General features: G+C 31.4%; 20 protein-coding genes. 19 read left to right on the top strand and 1 reads right to left on the bottom strand.

Going from position 1 to position 16,531, the window contains the following annotated elements; all coding sequences use genetic code 11:
• The first annotated feature begins 73 nt into the window (after positions 1-73).
• From B5E79_RS00885 to B5E79_RS00830, 12 genes are read left to right on the top strand one after another with little or no spacing between them, the layout of a single operon-like run.
• Entirely contained in the window at positions 74-334 is a 261-nt protein-coding gene (locus tag B5E79_RS00885; protein WP_087245910.1) for a UPF0223 family protein, read from the top strand.
• Positions 331-1,545 (top strand): FtsW/RodA/SpoVE family cell cycle protein, encoded by a 1,215-nt coding sequence (locus B5E79_RS00880; RefSeq protein WP_087296623.1) that lies wholly within the window; start codon positions 331-333, stop codon positions 1,543-1,545. The genes B5E79_RS00885 and B5E79_RS00880 overlap by 4 nt, the downstream gene beginning before the upstream one ends.
• A 28-nt stretch (positions 1,546-1,573) precedes the next feature.
• The gene (gene ylbD / locus B5E79_RS00875) at positions 1,574-1,882 is read left to right on the top strand and encodes a spore coat protein YlbD (RefSeq protein WP_206080492.1); all 309 of its coding nucleotides are present in this window, start codon (positions 1,574-1,576) and stop codon (positions 1,880-1,882) included.
• On the top strand, positions 1,875-2,057 hold the full coding sequence (locus B5E79_RS00870) for a YlbE-like family protein (protein ID WP_087245906.1): 183 nt from the start codon (positions 1,875-1,877) through the stop codon (positions 2,055-2,057). Before ylbD ends, B5E79_RS00870 begins: the two co-directional genes overlap by 8 nt.
• 9 nt (positions 2,058-2,066) lie before the next feature.
• Entirely contained in the window at positions 2,067-2,414 is a 348-nt protein-coding gene (locus B5E79_RS00865) for a YlbF/YmcA family competence regulator (RefSeq protein ID WP_087245904.1), read from the top strand.
• Positions 2,415-2,424: 10 nt separating this feature from the next.
• Positions 2,425-2,985 (top strand): 16S rRNA (guanine(966)-N(2))-methyltransferase RsmD, encoded by a 561-nt coding sequence (rsmD, locus tag B5E79_RS00860; RefSeq protein WP_087296622.1) that lies wholly within the window; start codon positions 2,425-2,427, stop codon positions 2,983-2,985.
• The gene (coaD, locus tag B5E79_RS00855; RefSeq protein WP_087245900.1) at positions 2,982-3,455 is read left to right on the top strand and encodes a pantetheine-phosphate adenylyltransferase; all 474 of its coding nucleotides are present in this window, start codon (positions 2,982-2,984) and stop codon (positions 3,453-3,455) included. The genes rsmD and coaD overlap by 4 nt, the downstream gene beginning before the upstream one ends.
• Positions 3,456-3,474: 19 nt before the next feature.
• Complete coding sequence (locus tag B5E79_RS00850; protein WP_087245898.1) at positions 3,475-4,347, top strand: aspartate carbamoyltransferase catalytic subunit; 873 nt, start codon at positions 3,475-3,477, stop codon at positions 4,345-4,347.
• Entirely contained in the window at positions 4,340-5,617 is a 1,278-nt protein-coding gene (locus tag B5E79_RS00845) for a dihydroorotase (RefSeq protein WP_087245896.1), read from the top strand. The genes B5E79_RS00850 and B5E79_RS00845 overlap by 8 nt, the downstream gene beginning before the upstream one ends.
• Entirely contained in the window at positions 5,618-6,376 is a 759-nt protein-coding gene (locus tag B5E79_RS00840) for a dihydroorotate dehydrogenase electron transfer subunit (RefSeq protein WP_087245894.1), read from the top strand.
• Entirely contained in the window at positions 6,369-7,289 is a 921-nt protein-coding gene (locus B5E79_RS00835; protein ID WP_087296621.1) for a dihydroorotate dehydrogenase, read from the top strand. The genes B5E79_RS00840 and B5E79_RS00835 overlap by 8 nt, the downstream gene beginning before the upstream one ends.
• A 45-nt stretch (positions 7,290-7,334) precedes the next feature.
• Entirely contained in the window at positions 7,335-8,189 is an 855-nt protein-coding gene (locus tag B5E79_RS00830; RefSeq protein WP_087296620.1) for a DMT family transporter, read from the top strand.
• Here B5E79_RS00830 and B5E79_RS00825 read toward each other — a convergent pair.
• Entirely contained in the window at positions 8,184-9,035 is an 852-nt protein-coding gene (locus B5E79_RS00825) for an NAD(P)-dependent oxidoreductase (protein WP_087296619.1), read from the bottom strand. The genes B5E79_RS00830 and B5E79_RS00825 overlap by 6 nt on opposite strands.
• 168 nt (positions 9,036-9,203) lie before the next feature.
• Between B5E79_RS00825 and rpsO the strand changes: the two genes are divergently transcribed.
• The 7 genes from rpsO (at position 9,204) to tig (ending at position 16,437) form a co-directional block, all read left to right on the top strand.
• Positions 9,204-9,470: a 30S ribosomal protein S15 gene (gene rpsO / locus B5E79_RS00820; protein ID WP_087245886.1), complete on the top strand. Its 267-nt coding sequence runs from the start codon at positions 9,204-9,206 to the stop codon at positions 9,468-9,470.
• A gap of 162 nt (positions 9,471-9,632) precedes the next feature.
• Positions 9,633-10,004 carry a hypothetical protein gene (locus B5E79_RS00815; RefSeq protein WP_087296618.1) on the top strand — a complete coding sequence of 124 codons (372 nt, stop codon included), beginning with the start codon at positions 9,633-9,635 and terminating at the stop codon, positions 10,002-10,004.
• A gap of 127 nt (positions 10,005-10,131) precedes the next feature.
• On the top strand, positions 10,132-12,264 hold the full coding sequence (pnp, locus tag B5E79_RS00810) for a polyribonucleotide nucleotidyltransferase (protein ID WP_087296617.1): 2,133 nt from the start codon (positions 10,132-10,134) through the stop codon (positions 12,262-12,264).
• A 37-nt stretch (positions 12,265-12,301) separates the two neighbouring features.
• Positions 12,302-12,805: a Maf family protein gene (locus B5E79_RS00805; protein WP_241147141.1), complete on the top strand. Its 504-nt coding sequence runs from the start codon at positions 12,302-12,304 to the stop codon at positions 12,803-12,805.
• Between the two features lie 117 nt (positions 12,806-12,922).
• Positions 12,923-14,041 carry a 6-phosphofructokinase gene (locus tag B5E79_RS00800; RefSeq protein ID WP_087244089.1) on the top strand — a complete coding sequence of 373 codons (1,119 nt, stop codon included), beginning with the start codon at positions 12,923-12,925 and terminating at the stop codon, positions 14,039-14,041.
• A gap of 127 nt (positions 14,042-14,168) precedes the next feature.
• Positions 14,169-15,092 (top strand): hypothetical protein, encoded by a 924-nt coding sequence (locus B5E79_RS00795; protein ID WP_087296616.1) that lies wholly within the window; start codon positions 14,169-14,171, stop codon positions 15,090-15,092.
• 64 nt (positions 15,093-15,156) lie between these two features.
• Complete coding sequence (tig, locus tag B5E79_RS00790) at positions 15,157-16,437, top strand: trigger factor (RefSeq protein ID WP_087296615.1); 1,281 nt, start codon at positions 15,157-15,159, stop codon at positions 16,435-16,437.
• The last annotated feature ends 94 nt before the right edge of the window (positions 16,438-16,531 follow it).

Here is a 16,531-nt window from a genome sequence, read left to right as displayed (position 1 = left end):
GTGTTTCTACCCAATTCCTGTTTTATTTTTAATTCATATCATGTATAATATGAAAAGATAGGAAGTGAAGAAAATGTACGATTATCCGTTGAGTCCATTTTGGGATACCCAAGATATTATTGATGTAATGTCTTTATATAATGCTGTTGAAAAAGCTTATGAAGAAGGTATTTCAAAAGATGAATTTATGACATGTTATCGTCGATATATAAAAGTTGTTGATTCAAAAAGTGAACAAAAACAAATTGATGCTGCTTTTGAAAAGGTTTCACATTATTCAATATATAAAGTTTTTCAAAAAGCTAAAGACAATGATTGGATTGACATGCGATGATAAATTTATTGAAAAGAATTTTTAAAAGACGTGGAGTTGATAAGACAGTTTACTTTTGTGTAGTTATTTTAACCATATATGGTATTGTGATGATTGGAAGTGCTTCAGTTGGTCAATCAGCGAAGATGGGACCTATGTATGCTTCCATGAATATGATTAAACAAGCTATTTTTGTGTTGGGTGGTTTTGCAGCGATGATTTTTTTGACACGTTGTTTTAAAAAGAGCTGGGTGAATGCCAATTCAACATGGATCTTTTATGCTATGGGTTTAGTTTTAATGTTAGCTTGTTTATTTTTTGAAGATGGAAAAGGTTCACATGCCTGGATTCGTATTGGCTCATTTACTATACAGCCTGCTGAGTTTATGAAAGTTATTATGATCCTTTTTCTGTCTTTCCATTTTGGAGAAATCGAAGAATATTGTCAGATTCCTCGAAATATCACAAGACAAAAAAAGGAAGAACTTCAAAAAAGAAAATTATGGTATTGTATACTTAGACCTATTTTAGCTATTTTTATTGCCTTTTTTGTTGGTGTCTTTTTACAAAAGGATATGGGAAGCTCTTTAATTATGGCGTTTATCTGTATGATGTTGTTTTTTATTACACCACGTCCATACTATACCAAATATAAAAAACTTGCTTTGATTTTACTGGTTATTGGTTTTATTCTTATATTGTTAAGTGCAACTTTCATATTAAAACCATATCAGTTAGGTCGTATTTATACCTGGTTAAATCCTTTGGGTGATATTGAAGGTGATGGCTGGCAATTAACGAATGCATTGATTGCTTTTGCAACAGGTGGTTTATTTGGAAAAGGGTTTGGATCATCAACTCAAAAGTATGGCTATATACCTGAATCACATAATGACTTTATTGTGGCCATTATTTATGAGGAATTAGGTTTGGTTGGTTTCATGCTGTTTTTAATTCCTTATGTGATTATTATATATAAGATGTTTCATTATGCATTAAGAATTAAGGATACAAAAAGTAAATTAATTCTTTATGGAGTAGGATTATATTTCTTTACTCATTTATTAGTGAATGTTGGAGGAGTTTCTGGCTTTATCCCTATGACAGGAGTTCCATTGTTATTGATTTCTTCAGGGGGTTCTTCAACTTTGGCAGCTATGATGGGATTAGGAATTGCTCAATCTATCATTGCAAAATATAATCGTGATCTTTTAAAAGAACAAATGGAATAAAATTGCATATGTTATTAATGGTGAGAATATGCAAATTGATGATTTTAAAGCTTTTGTGAAAACAATACCAGCTATTCGCGAAGAAGTTGTAAAAGGACGTTATACCTGGCAGCAACTTTATGAATTTTATGTTTTATATGGTGAAGATGACAAAATGTGGGAACCTTATAAACATAATAGGACAGACTTGACTGGGTTGTTAGATATTTTAAAAAATGTTGATTTAGATGCTCTTTCAAAAAGTTTTGAGGGGTTGCAAAAAATCTTAGATCTTGTTAGCACTTTTGTTGTTAAAGAACAACCAAAGTCTCAAAATAGGCAGTGGTACGATGATTAATGAGGAGTTGCGTCAATATTTAAGAATGCACCCAAAATGGTATTTGATTTTATCACGCTATCCTCAAGAGTTTCCAACACTTTTACGACAATATAAAGTAGAAAATAAAATGACTTTTGCTGACCGTATTGAAAGAGTAGGAACTTTATTACAGATGTTAGATATGTTATTGTAGGTGAAAAATATGTATGAAATGATTGATGAACTAATGGATGCTATTTTTAAAACAGAAGAATTTGAAAAATATAATCAGGCACAATGTCATTTGTATCATGATCAGACTGTTGCATTATTATCGAGGTATCAAAGTTTGAAGGAAGATTATTTAAAAATAAAAGACTATCCTGGAGATATTGGGCAACAGTCATTAAAAAAAGAATTACAGCAAGTTCAATATGAGATGAGTCAAAATTCTTTTATTCAGAATTATTATCAGGCTTATGATCAATTGAATGACTTGTTAGAAGAAGTCACATGTATTGTTTTTAAGAATATAAGTGATGATTTACAAATAGAACGTTTTCAGTTGTGAGGTATAATTCATGAGAGTCATTGCAGGAAAATTAAAGAGTCGTCAACTTAAAAGTGTTGATTCTAAATTAACACGACCTACAACAGATAAAAACAAAGAAAATTTATTCAATATGATAGGTCCTTATTTTCAAGGTGGTACATGTTTAGATTTGTTCGCTGGTAGTGGTGGACTTGGAATTGAGGCTATTAGTCGAGGTATGGATCAATTGTATAGTGTTGATAAACAATATCGTGCTTTTTTAACAGTGAAAGACAATGTAAAAGCATTAAAGATTGAAGATGTTGTTCATATTTATAAGATGGATTATTGGAAAGCTTTATTAAAGTTTGCTCAGGAGAATATTTGCTTTGATTTGGTTTTACTTGATCCACCTTATAGTATGAAAGTTCATCAGAAAATATTGGATTTTCTGGTTGAAAATCATATGTTGAATGATGGTTGTATTATTGTTATAGAAGATTTAAAAGAAGAAGCCATTGATGTTAAAGAACCATTTATATTAAAGAAACAACAAATTTATGGGATTACATCATTACAAATATTAATATATAAGGAGAATAAATCATGAATGCAGTATATGCTGGAACATTTGATCCGGTTACATGTGGTCATTTGGATATTATTGAACGTGCAAGTAAGATGTATGATGTTTTGTATGTCACTATATTTGTCAATCCGCAAAAAACAACATTGTTTTCTCTTGAAGAACGTTTGGCGCTTTTAAAAGAGGTGACAAAAACTTACGCTAATGTTCGTGTGGATTTTAGTGATGATTTAGCAGTATCTTATGCTAAAAAAATGAATGCACCCATACTGGTACGAGGTTTACGTGCAACGATGGATTTTGAATATGAATTACAGTTGGCCTTTTCAAATCAATATTTAGATGATAGTGTGGATATGATTTTTTTAATGACGAGGCCTAATCATTCTTATATTTCTTCTTCATCAGTCAAAGAAATTGCTTCACACCATCGTTGTGTAACAGGCTTGGTACCACCGATTGTGGAAAAAGCATTACATGAAAAATTTGGGTAATATAAATAAGGGAGGATCTATGAAAAGAATTGTTGATTTAAATGAACTGTCTTTAGAACAGATTCAAAATATTATTGATGAGGCTATTGCTTTTAAAAATGGTAAAGTGATTGATTATCACCAAAAGAAAGTTGTTGCCAATCTTTTTTTTGAGCCATCAACAAGAACTCATTATAGTTTTGATATGGCTGCTGGTAATTTAGGCTGCCGTACTCAAAATTTTGAGGCTAGTAATTCAAGTTTAAAGAAAGGTGAAACTTTGTATGATACTTGTAAATTATTTGAAAGTATCGGTTGTGATGCTTTAGTTATTCGTCATCCTGAAGAAGATTATTTTAAACAGCTAGAAAAGCTTAATGTTCCTATTTTAAATGCTGGTGATGGTAAAGGAAATCATCCTTCACAATCTTTACTTGATTTAATGACTATTAAAGAAGAATTTGGACATTTTGAAGGATTAAATGTTGTTATTGTGGGTGATATTTTACATTCACGTGTCGCTCATTCTAATTATCATGTTATGCAAAGACTTGGTATGAATGTATATACTTCTGGACCATTGGAATATAAACAGGAAGGCTACAACTATGTTGATTTTGATGATGTTATTGAAGACATGGACATTGTTATGCTTTTAAGAGTTCAACATGAACGTCATGTTGGAGATGAAAATTTTTCTAAAGAAAAATATCATCAGATTTATGGATTATCTTTAGAAAGATATCAACGTTTAAAGGAAACAGCTATTATTATGCATCCTGCTCCTATTAATCGTGATGTAGAAATTAAAGACGAATTGGTAGAAAGTGAGAAGAGTCGTATTTTTACACAAATGCAAAATGGTGTTTTTGTAAGAATGGCAATGCTTCATAAGGTATTAGAAAATGAATAATTACTTATTAAAAAACGCTTATTTATATAATCAGGGTATTTTTCAAAAAACAGATATTTTAGTCAAAGATGGTTATATTGAAGAGATATCTTCAAATATCGAAAACGGTGATATGCCTGTCATTGATTTACAAGGTAAGTTGGTTTCACATAATTTTATAGATATACATACACATTTAAGAGAACCAGGATTTGAACATAAAGAAACAATTCATACAGGAAGTTTAAGTGCATTGTATGGTGGATATGGTACAATTGTAGCTATGGCGAACACAAATCCATGTATGGATGATATTGAAACAGTTTTAGATTTCAAACATAGGGTTGAACAAGATGGTTGTGTTAACATCTATACATATAGTGCAATCACTCAAAATCTTCAAGGTCAGAAATTAGTAGATATGGCACGTCTTATTGATGAAGATATAGTCGTAGGTTTTTCTGATGATGGTAAAGGTGTTCAAAGTGATGAGATGATGGAATTAGCTATGCAGTTGGCAAGTAATTTAGATTCTATTATTGTCGCTCATTGTGAAGATGAAAGTGAGCTGCATGGTGGTTGTATACATGAAGGACGTTATGCTAAAGAACATCATTTAATAGGTATTAATAGTGCTTCAGAGTATAAGCAGGTAGCAAGAGATTTAGAGATAGTTAGGCAATATCACAATCGTTATCATGTTTGTCATATTTCTACAAAAGAAACTGTAGCTTTATTAAATGAAGCTCAAAAAGAAGGTTTATCTGTATCAGGTGAAGCTTCACCACATCATTTAATTTTAACAGAAGACAATATTCAAGATTGTCATCCTAATTTTAAGATGAATCCACCACTTAGAAGTCAAGAAGATCATCAGGCACTTATTCAAGGACTCAATGATCGTACAATCACAGTTATTGCTACTGATCATGCGCCACACGCTAGAGATGAAAAGAATACATCTATTCAAAATGCACCGTTTGGTATTATAGGTTTACAACATGCATTTCCATTATTATATACTTATTTAGTTAAGAAAAATCTGGTTTCTTTAGAAACAATTCTAGATGCTTTAACAGTTGGACCAGCTCAAGTTTTACATTTTGACTGTCAAGTTCAAACTGGTTCTTTAGCTAATTTATGTATTTTTGACCTTGATCAATCTTTTACGATAGAAGAAAAGGACTTGAAATCAAAATCAGCCAACACACCATTTTTAGGAACAACATGTTATGGTCGTATTTTTGCTAATATTTTGAATGGTGAATTTATAAATTTGGAGGAAAAATAAATGGAAAACTATCAAGGAATAATGACAATTGTTTCTAAAAAAGAACTTGTCAAAGATGTATATGAAATGGTTTTAGAAGGTGAAGCTGCAAAGTTCATTCAAACACCAGGACAATTTATTAATGTCAAAATTAATGATTCATTACAGCCTTATTTAAGAAGACCCATGAGTATTTGTGATTATGATGAAAATCATATAACTATTATTTTTAAAGTTGTTGGGGAAGGAACACAGATTCTTTCACAGAAAAATATTGGTGATACTTTAGACTGTTTAACAGGACTTGGAAATGGCTTTTTAGATTTTCAGGCTCAAAAGGCAGTTGTGATTGGTGGGGGATTAGGTGTGCCACCAATGTATAATTTAGCAAAAACTTTAAAAAATCATGGTGTTGAAGTTCAGGCTGTACTTGGATTTAATAGTCAAAATGATATTTTCTATCAAAAGGAATTTATGGACATTTGTCCTACATATATAGCAACTATGGATGGAAGTGTTGGCGTTAAAGGGACTGTTATTGATGCTTTAAAAGAAAATCATATTGAATTTGATAAATATTATGCTTGTGGACCTGAAAAAATGCTCGATGCTTTGGTTTTAACATATCCTGAAAATGGTTATCTTTCATTTGAAGCGCGTATGGGATGTGGTTTTGGTGCTTGTATGGGATGTTCATGTAAAGTCAAGACAAAACCATATAAACGTATTTGTGTTGAAGGACCAGTGTTAATGTCAAGTGAGGTGATTGTCAATGGCTAATTTAAGAGTTGAATTACCTGGATTAAACATGAAAAATCCAGTTATTCCAGCAAGTGGAACATTTGGTTTTGGATATGAGTTTACAAAATTTTATGATATCAACTGTTTAGGTTCGATGATGTTAAAAGGAACAACTTTAGAACCACGTTATGGAAATCCTTTACCAAGAATCGCAGAGGGACCAAGTGGAATGTTAAATGCTATTGGTTTACAAAATCCAGGTGTGGATGCAGTGATACATGAAGAATTAGAAAAATTACGTCCATTATACAATGATAAAGTTATTGCTAATATTGGGGGTAGTGCTATTGATGATTATGTTGAAACTGCTAAACGTCTATCTAAACATGATATGGTAGGGGCATTAGAACTTAATATTTCTTGTCCTAACGTACATGCGGGAGGAATTCAATTTGGAACTCATCCGGACATGGCTGCCGCAGTAACAAAGGCTGTAAAAGCAGTGAGTCAAAAACCTGTTTATGTAAAACTTTCTCCAAATGTCACTGATATAGTTGCTATGGCAAAAGCAGTTGAAGCAGCTGGAGCAGATGGAATTACAATGATTAATACAATGATAGGAATGCGTTTTGATATCAAAACAGGAAGACCAATTATTGCAAATAAAACAGGTGGATATAGTGGACCAGCTATTTTTCCAGTAGCTTTACGTATGGTTTATCAAGTGACTCAGGCAGTATCTATTCCTGTTATTGGAATGGGTGGGATTGCCACTGGTAAGGATGCCATTGAAATGATGATAGCAGGAGCTAGTGCAGTGGCTGTAGGTTGTCAAAACCTTGTTGATCCTTATGCTTGTCCTAAAATCATTCAGGAAATGAATGATATTTTGGATGACATGGGTATTGAAGATATTCATGAGATTATTGGAAAATCACATCAATATAAATAATGATTGAAATATATGAAAATGGGCATACTAGAAATGGTGAATAGTATGTCCATTTATTTTCAACTTTTTTTAGCAAGCTTTTTTTGGGGAAGTAATGTTATTGTTATGAAATTATTGCTGAATCAGCTTCCTTTTTTATTTTTAGCATTTTTAAGAGTCTTATTATCTTTTTTATTTTTAGGTTTATATATTTGTTTTACTCATATTCCTTTACATTGTCCAAATAAGAAGAAATTAATCATTATTGCACTTCTATCTATATATTTAAACTTCTATTTTACTTTCTTGGGTATGAATCAAGTAAAAGGGGTAGATAATGCATTTATGAATGCTTTATCTCCAACAGTAACTTTCTTATTATCATTTCTTTTTTTAAGAAATCATTATACATTTAAAGAATGGATAGCTATGTTTTTATCATTATTTGCCTTTTTACTATCTATTCATTTTCAGATTTTTTCAATACAGATTGGATTCTTTTATCTTCTGCTTGGTATGATTCTCTATATTTCTGGTAATATTCTTATTCAAAAATGGAATATTTCTCATAGTATAAGTTTTACTTTTTTTGAATTATTATTTGGCTCTCTTTTTTTACTTGGACATTGTTTGTTAGATGGACAATTGAGATTTTATCAGTTAAGTTCGTTAAATATATGGGACTGGATTTTATTTTTGATTATTTCTGGTCTAGGGTTTGCTTTTATACAAATCACTTATATGAAAGCTATTCAACAAATCGGTGCTGTTCAAACAAGTTTCTTTTTAAGTTTAAATCCTGTGTTTACTTATATAGAATCCTTAATATTTTTAAATGAAAGTTTTGATTTGATGCATTTTATCAGTTTTTTATTATTAATGCTTTCTTTGATTATGATACAAAAAAAGAAAACTTCATGAGTTTTCTTCGTAATAGTGTATGAGAGCCTGTGTTCCTAGATTGTCTTCTTGAAGACTTTGATACATTTGTAAGACAGTATTTAAGACAGGAAGTTCTTGATGATCCATTTCCTCTTTAGCAATTTTTAAATCTTTGATAAAATGCTTGATATAAAACCCTGGCTGAAACTGTTCATCAATCATCGCTTGTCCATTATGTTCTAACTGCCAGCTGGCAGCGGCACCTTTGGTGATACATTGCATCAATATATCCATATCTAATTGATGTTCTTTGGCATAGTGAATGGCTTCACTGACACCTGCAATGGTTCCAGCAATCACTATCTGATTAGCCATTTTGGTATGTTGTCCCATACCGCTTGTTCCTACATATAGACTTGTACCTAGGATATCTAATATTTTTTGAACTTTTTGAAAAGTTGTATAGTCTCCACCAACCATAATAGAGAGTGTTGCATTTTTGGCTCCTAAATCTCCTCCAGATACGGGAGCATCTAAACTTTCTAACTGATGTGCTTTGGCATCGTTATAAATTGCTTTTGCAAGTTTTGGCGATGATGTTGTCAAATCTATAAGAATAGCTCCTGGCTTTGCATTGTTTATGATTCCTTTTGGACCATAATAAATATCTTTAACATCATGAGGGTAGCCTACCATTGTCATAATTATGTCTTGATTTTGTATACAGTCATAAACACTGTCTTTCCAGGTAATACCAAGATCTATTAAATCTTGTACCTTGCTTTTAGTACGTGTATAGATTGTTACATCATATCCAGCGCTAGTAAGATGTTGAACCATAGGTTTACCCATAACGCCAACACCAATAAATGCTATTTTATTCATGAAATATCCTCCTTTGAAATATTTTATAAATTCTTTTCATGAAAATCAATAAATAACTTGACTTTTCCTATGCTTTCTTTATAATTACAAATGCGGCTATATCTAGGATATAAGAGTCCTCGACCTATTTCTTGGACATAGCTAAGTCAAATAAAAGGAGGAATAACAATGTTAACTAAAGAAGAAAAAACTGCTATTATGAAAGAATACGCAACTAAAGAAGGAGATACAGGTTCTCCAGAAGTACAAATCGCTGTATTAACTGCTGATATCAACAAATTAAATGAACACTTTAAAGTTCATAAAAAAGATTATCATTCAAACAGAGGTCTTTTAAAGAAAATCGGTAGAAGAAGAGATTTATTAAAATATTTAAAAAATAAAGATCTTGATAGATACACAGCATTAGTTGACAAATTAGGATTAAGAAGATAAGGATATTCGAAATGAATATCTTTTCTTTTTGTAAATAAAAATAACAGAAATATCATTTTCAATCATAAATTTTGTTAATCATGTAATCAAATGTTGAGCGTCTATGTTTTTTTGAAATCAATCATTCTATAATAAGTTCGTCAAATGAAGGAGGACGACAATATGAGTAAGGAAGATATTATTCAAGAAGCAAAAGGCGCTTATCAAAAGGTATTTAAAGATCAGGAAAAAAGAAATAGTCAGGATGAAGAAAATGAAGTTATTTTCAATCAGACTGAATTAAAAAAAGAAATTCAGGAAATGAAAGAAAAAGAAGAACAAAAACATAAAACTTTAGAAGCTTTACGTCATTGTATTCATGAAAAAGCTGAGGAATCTTATGAAAAGACATTTCATGAAAATACAAATAAACATATTCCATCTCATCAGAAGATGGACACACAAGAAATGTATGGACAACTTCAAAGTGAAAAAGAACGTCTGACGAAAATGGTTAAAGAAATGAAGGATAAGGAATTATCAAAGCATAAATAGTGAAAAGATGACTTCGGTCATCTTTTTTTTTATGGATATCTGTGTAAAATATGATAAAGAAATGATTTGTTATTACTGTAAAATATGCTATAATGACAAAGATAATGAATGAGGTGAAAAATATAATATGTCAAAACATGTAATGAGTTTAGAGTTTTATGGGAAAACAATAACTGTTGAAACAGGTGAACTTGCTAAGCAGGCTAATGGTTCTGTTTTAGTAAGATATGATGATACAGTGATTTTATCTACTGCAGTGGCTGGAAAAGAGCCTAAAGACGTAGACTTTTTTCCATTAACAGTAACATATGAAGAAAAATTATATTCAGTTGGGAAAATCCCAGGAGGATTTTTAAAGAGAGAAGGGCGTCCTAGTGAACATGGAACATTAACGGCACGTATGATTGATCGTCCTATTCGTCCATTATTTGCTGATGGATTTAGAAATGAAGTTCAAGTTGTGAATACTGTTTTATCAGTGGATCAGAATGCGTCACCAGAAATGGCAGCGATGCTTGGAGCATCACTAGCTTTATGTTTATCTGATATTCCATTCAATGGACCAATTGCAGGTGTGAATGTTGGTTTGATTGATGGACAGTTTACAATCAATGCTGGTCCTGAAGAGATGGAAAGAAGTTTAATTAATCTAGAAGTTGCTGGGACTAAAGAAGCTATTAACATGGTTGAAGCTGATGCTAAAGAAGTTGATGAAGAAACAATGTTAAATGCATTATTATTTGGTCATGAAGCTATTAAGCAGTTAATTGCTTTTGAAGAAGAAATTGTGGCTTTATATGGTAAGGAAAAAATTGAAATTCCTTTGTTTGAATTAGATGAAAATATTGTAAAAGAAGTAGAATCTTTAGCTAAAGAGAGAATGATTCAGGCAGTTTCTATTCCTGGTAAATTAGAAAGATATGGAGCTATTGATGAAATCAATGATGAAGTTGTCGCTTTATTTGAAGCTAGAGAATATGCTGATTCAAAAGAACAGGAAGCTGTTATTAAACAGGTTAAAATCGTTTTACATGATTTAGAAAAAGATGAAGTAAGAAGATTAATCACAGAAGATAAGATTCGACCTGATGGACGTAAAATTGATGAAGTTCGTCCATTGGATGCACAAGTTGATTTACTTCCTAGAGTACATGGTTCTGCTTTGTTTACACGTGGTGAAACACAAGTGCTTTCTGTATGTACATTAGGTGCTTTAGGAGAACATCAAAAAATTGATGGTTTAGGTTTAGAAGATCAAAAACGTTTTATGCATCACTATAATTTCCCACCATATTCTGTTGGTGAAACAGGTAGAATGGGTGCGCCTGGTCGTCGTGAAATTGGACACGGTGCTTTAGGTGAAAGAGCCTTAGCTCAGGTTATTCCAAGCGAAGAAGAATTCCCATATACAATTCGTGTTGTTTCTGAAGTTTTAGAATCTAATGGTTCTTCATCACAAGCTTCTATTTGTGCATCATCTATGGCATTAATGGCTGCTGGTGTTCCAATTAGTAATCCGGTTAGTGGTGTTGCAATGGGACTTGTGAAAAAAGGTGATGATTATACAATCTTAACAGATATTCAGGGAATGGAAGATCATTTAGGAGATATGGATTTTAAAGTCGCTGGAACAAAAAATGGTATCTGTGCTTTACAGATGGATATCAAGATTGATGGAATCACAAAAGAAATCTTACAAGAAGCCTTAGCGCAAGCGAAAGTAGGACGTCAGCAGATTATGGAATGTATGATGAATGCTATTAGTGAACCAAGAGATCATTTGAGTCCATATGCACCAAAAGTCTATATGATGAAAATTGAACCAGATCAAATTAAAGATGTTATTGGAACTGGTGGTAAAACAATTAATGAAATCATTGAAAAATCTAATGATGTTAAAATTGATATCGAACAAGATGGTCGTGTAACAATTTATCATTATGATCAGGAAGCTATTGAAACTGCTGCTAAACTTATTGAAAATATTGTAAGAAGAGCAGAAGTTGGGGAAATTTATGATGGAAAAGTTGTTCGTGTTGAAGATAAATTTGCTTTTGTAGAATTATTTGAAGGAACAAATGGTTTCTTACATGTTGGAGATATTGCTCATGAACGTATCAATAAAGCTTCTGATGTTTTAAAAATAGGTGATATCATTAAAGTCAAAGTAACTAAGATTACTGATAAGGGTGTCAATGTTTCTCGTAAAGCATTGCTTCCTAAACCAATACATAAAGAAGAAAAGAAAGACCATGAGTAAAATTATTTTAGCAAGCACTTCTCCTAGGAGAAAAGAATTGCTTGAAAGAGAAGGCATTGACTTTAAAGTTGATGCTTCTTTTATTGATGAAACATTAGATGATTCATTACCTATTGAAAAACGTTTATGTGATTTAGCGATGCGTAAAGCATATCCTATTCATCAAAAATATCCTCACGATATTGTTATTGCTGCAGACACAGTGGTTTATTTTGATCATTGTGTCATTGGTAAACCACATGATCGTCAGGAAGCTTATGAAATATTGATGCGTCTATCTCATCATCGTCATGATGTTTATACAGGAGTTGCCATATATATGGGAAATGATTTAAAAACATTTTGTGAAAAAACACAAGTCTTCTTTAAAGATATTACTGCGATGATTGATGATTATTTAGATTCCAATGAATGGATGGGAAAAGCAGGCGCTTATGGTATTCAGGGGAAAGCTAGTGTATTTGTTGATTATATTGTTGGTGATCGTGATAATGTCATTGGTTTACCTATAACAAAAGTTAAAGAATGTTTAAAACAATGAAAACATCTTTAACTTTTTATTTTATACGAAATTTTGTAAACGGATTCATTTTTTGTTGTTTTCTGTGATGATTTTTATTATAATGAAGAATGGAAAATAAATGTGGAGGATAATGATATGGAAAAGAAAGTGAAAAGAATAGCATTACTTTCTGGTGGTGGTGACTGTCCAGGATTAAATGCAGTAATTAGAACAATTACAAAAACAGCTATTCATAAATATGGATGGGAAGTTATAGGTTATGTTTATGGATACCGTGGTTTATATAACAATAACTATATTGAATTAACAGAAGAAAAAGTTGAAAACATCTATAAGGAAGGTGGAACTATTTTATATAGTTCTAATAAAGATAATCTTTTTGACTATTTGGTAGATGATGGAAAAGGTGGAAAAGTTAAAAAAGATGTCAGTGATGTTGGTGTAGAAAACTTGAAAAAAGCGGGTGTTGATGTTCTTGTTGTTTTAGGTGGAGATGGAACGCTAACAAGTGCTAGAGATTTTTCAAGAAAAGGTGTTAATGTTATTGGAGTTCCTAAAACTATGGATAATGATTTATCTAGTACAGACCTTACATATGGTTTCATCAGTGCAATGAGTGTAGGAACTGAATTTATTGATCGTTTACAGACAACTGCTAAATCTCATCATCGTGTTATTTGCTGTGAATTAATGGGAAGAGATGCAGGTTGGATTGCTTTATATGCAGGACTTGCTGGAAATGCTGGTGTTTGTTTAATTCCAGAAATTCCATTTACGATTGAAAATATTGCTAAACATATTGCTAAACGTGATGAACAGGGATTGCCTTATACTGTTATTGCAGTAGCTGAAGGAGCAAAATATGCTGATGGTACAAAAGTCATTGGTAAAATTGTAGAAGATTCACCTGATCCAGTACGTTATAGTGGTTTGGCTGCAAAAGTAGCGGATGATTTAGAAAAAGTGATTCCAAATCATGAAGTGCGTTCTGTTAATCCAGGACATATTATCCGTGGTGGAGATATTACTCCTTATGATCGTATTTTATCTATTCGTTTTGGAGTTAAAGCATGTGAATTGATTGATGAAGGACTATTTGGTAATGTTGTGACTCTTCATGGAGAAAATATGGATTATACATCACTAGAAGAAGTTATTGGTGATGCTAAATTCGGTAAACAAAAACGTGTCGATCCAAATGGTGAATTGGTTCGTGCTGCTAAAGCTGTTGGTGTTTGCTTTGGTGATGAATAACATAAGGGCTGTTATACATGTTTGTGTATAACAGTTTTTTGTAGAATGATAAAATATGTAAAAATAATTTGCTTAAATATTTAAATTTTGATAGAATATCTCGTACAAGTCAAAAGGAGGGATAAAATTGATTGAAGAGTTGATTGAAAATGGTGAATATCTTCAAGCTTTAAATCAGCTTCATGATATGAATGATGAAAAAACAAGATATTTAAGACTCGTTTGTTTCATTGGGTTGGGTGAATTTGAAAAAGCAAAATATGAAGGCGCTCATGCAAAGGCTTTGGCAAAAGAAACATATTATGATGTTATATCTATGTACATCATGGCATTAAAAGAATTGGGTGAATATGAAGAAGCAATAGATTTATTAATTGAAGAATTATCTATGCCTTATATACCTTATCAATATGAAACTTTGTTTAATACGGCTTATGACGAAATTTTGCTTGAAAAGCAGGAAGCTCGATATGAAGTTGAAAATAAAAATCAAATTTTTTCAATAGAAGAAATTAATCAATTGTTAAACAAAAAAGATTGTAATGAAGATTTGTTGTATATGGCACTTGATCAATTACAGCAATTGAATGTTCGTATGATTATTCCTACAATTAAAACTTATTTGATGGATCCAAATAAACATTTTTTTGCAAAGACTTTATTAATGGAAATTATGATTGATCAGCAGGTTGATGAAGAAATGGAAGTTGAGAAGTTTGGTCGGATTTATAGTTTTAATCCAAGCTATATGCCAATGGTATTAGATCAGCTTGCTTATACAGGTATTTTAAAGTATCTTGAAAATGCATTGGAAAGTGATAATCCTTCACTTTTTGAACAGTGTCAGGAATATTTGGAATATTTACTGTATTCTTTCTATCCACAGGAAATTGATGAAATGGATTATAATGTCTGGGCAGCCTCAATTCATTATTATGTGGCAACATTACTCTCTATAGATGTTGACTTGTCAGAATTAGAAATTTTATATTATTGTGATTTAGAAGCAATTGAAGAACAAATTTTAGCACTCAAACAAGTTGAGTGTTAAAATAGTTGCATTATGTAATTGTTTCATGTATAATAAGCGTGTTGAAATAATGGAGGAAGTATAAATGGAAACAGTTTGTAATAAACTTGAAAAATCTATGATGGAAGTTAAAGTGACTTTCACAACTGAAGAATGGAAAAAAGCTCAAGAAAAAGCATTAGACAAATTAGCAAAACAAGTTAAGATTGATGGTTTTAGAAAAGGTCATGTACCTAAACAAATGGTTAAAGCAAGACTTGGAAAAGGAACTATTTTAGAAGAAGCAACTGATATGATTTTACAACAAAATTATTCAGGTATTTTATTGGATAATGATATTCGTCCAGTAGGACAACCTGAAGTGAAAATTGATGAAATTTCAGAAGATGTTCTTAAATTAACTGTAACTGCACCAGTTGCTCCAGAAGTACAATTAGGTCAGTACAAAGGTTTAGAAGTGAAAAAGACACAAGTTAAAGTTACAAAGAAAGAAATTGAAGCTGAATTAAAGAATTATCAAAATCAATTTGCTGAATTAGTTATAAAAGAAGATGGCCAAGTTGAAAACGGTGATACAGCTGTTATTGACTTTGAAGGATTTAAAGATGGTGTTGCTTTTGAAGGTGGAAAAGGTGAAAACCATCCATTAGAAATTGGTTCAGGATCATTCATTCCTGGTTTCGAAGAACAATTAATTGGTATGGGTGTTGGTGAAGAAAAAGAAATTGAAGTCACTTTCCCAGAAAATTATCAGGCTGCTGATTTAGCTGGACAAAAAGCAACTTTCAAAGTTAAAGTTCATGAAATTAAATCAAAAGTTTTACCTGAAATTGATGATGAATTAGCAAAAGATGTTAATGTTGATGGTATTGAAACTTTAGCTGATTTAGAAACTTACACAAAAGAACAAATCAAAAACAGAAAACAAAATGAAGCTGAAGCAAAATTCAGTGATGATATTTTCAATGCCGTTATTGAAAATACACCACTTGAAGTTCCTGATGCAATGATTGAAACAGAACTTCAACAAATGTTAAGAGAAGTTGAACAAAATTTATCTCAACAAGGTTTAACAATGGATTTATTCCAACAATTAACTGGTAAAACTCTTGATGATATGAAAGCTGAAATGAGAGAACAAGCTGAAAAACGTGTGAAATTTAATTTGATTTTATCTGAAATTGTTAAAGCTGAAAATATCGAAGTAAGCGATGATGAAGTTGATGACGAAATCAAAGAAATTGCAACTTACTATGGAAGAGAATTCGACGAAGTGAAAAAACTCTTTGAAGGACAGTTAGGACAAATTAGAAATGATTTAGCTACTCGTAAAGCTGTTCAATTGATTAAAGATAATGTAAAATAAGACGCTTCAAGCGTCTTGTTTTATTAAAACAAATGAATAGACAAGTGACTCATTATTATATATAATAATGAAAATACAAAGGAGGTCATGAATT

This window comes from Massilimicrobiota sp. An134 (assembly GCF_002160815.1).
GTDB lineage: Bacteria > Bacillota_I > Bacilli_A > Erysipelotrichales > Coprobacillaceae > Allocoprobacillus > Allocoprobacillus merdigallinarum.
This window is presented reverse-complemented; position numbering and strand designations above follow the sequence as displayed.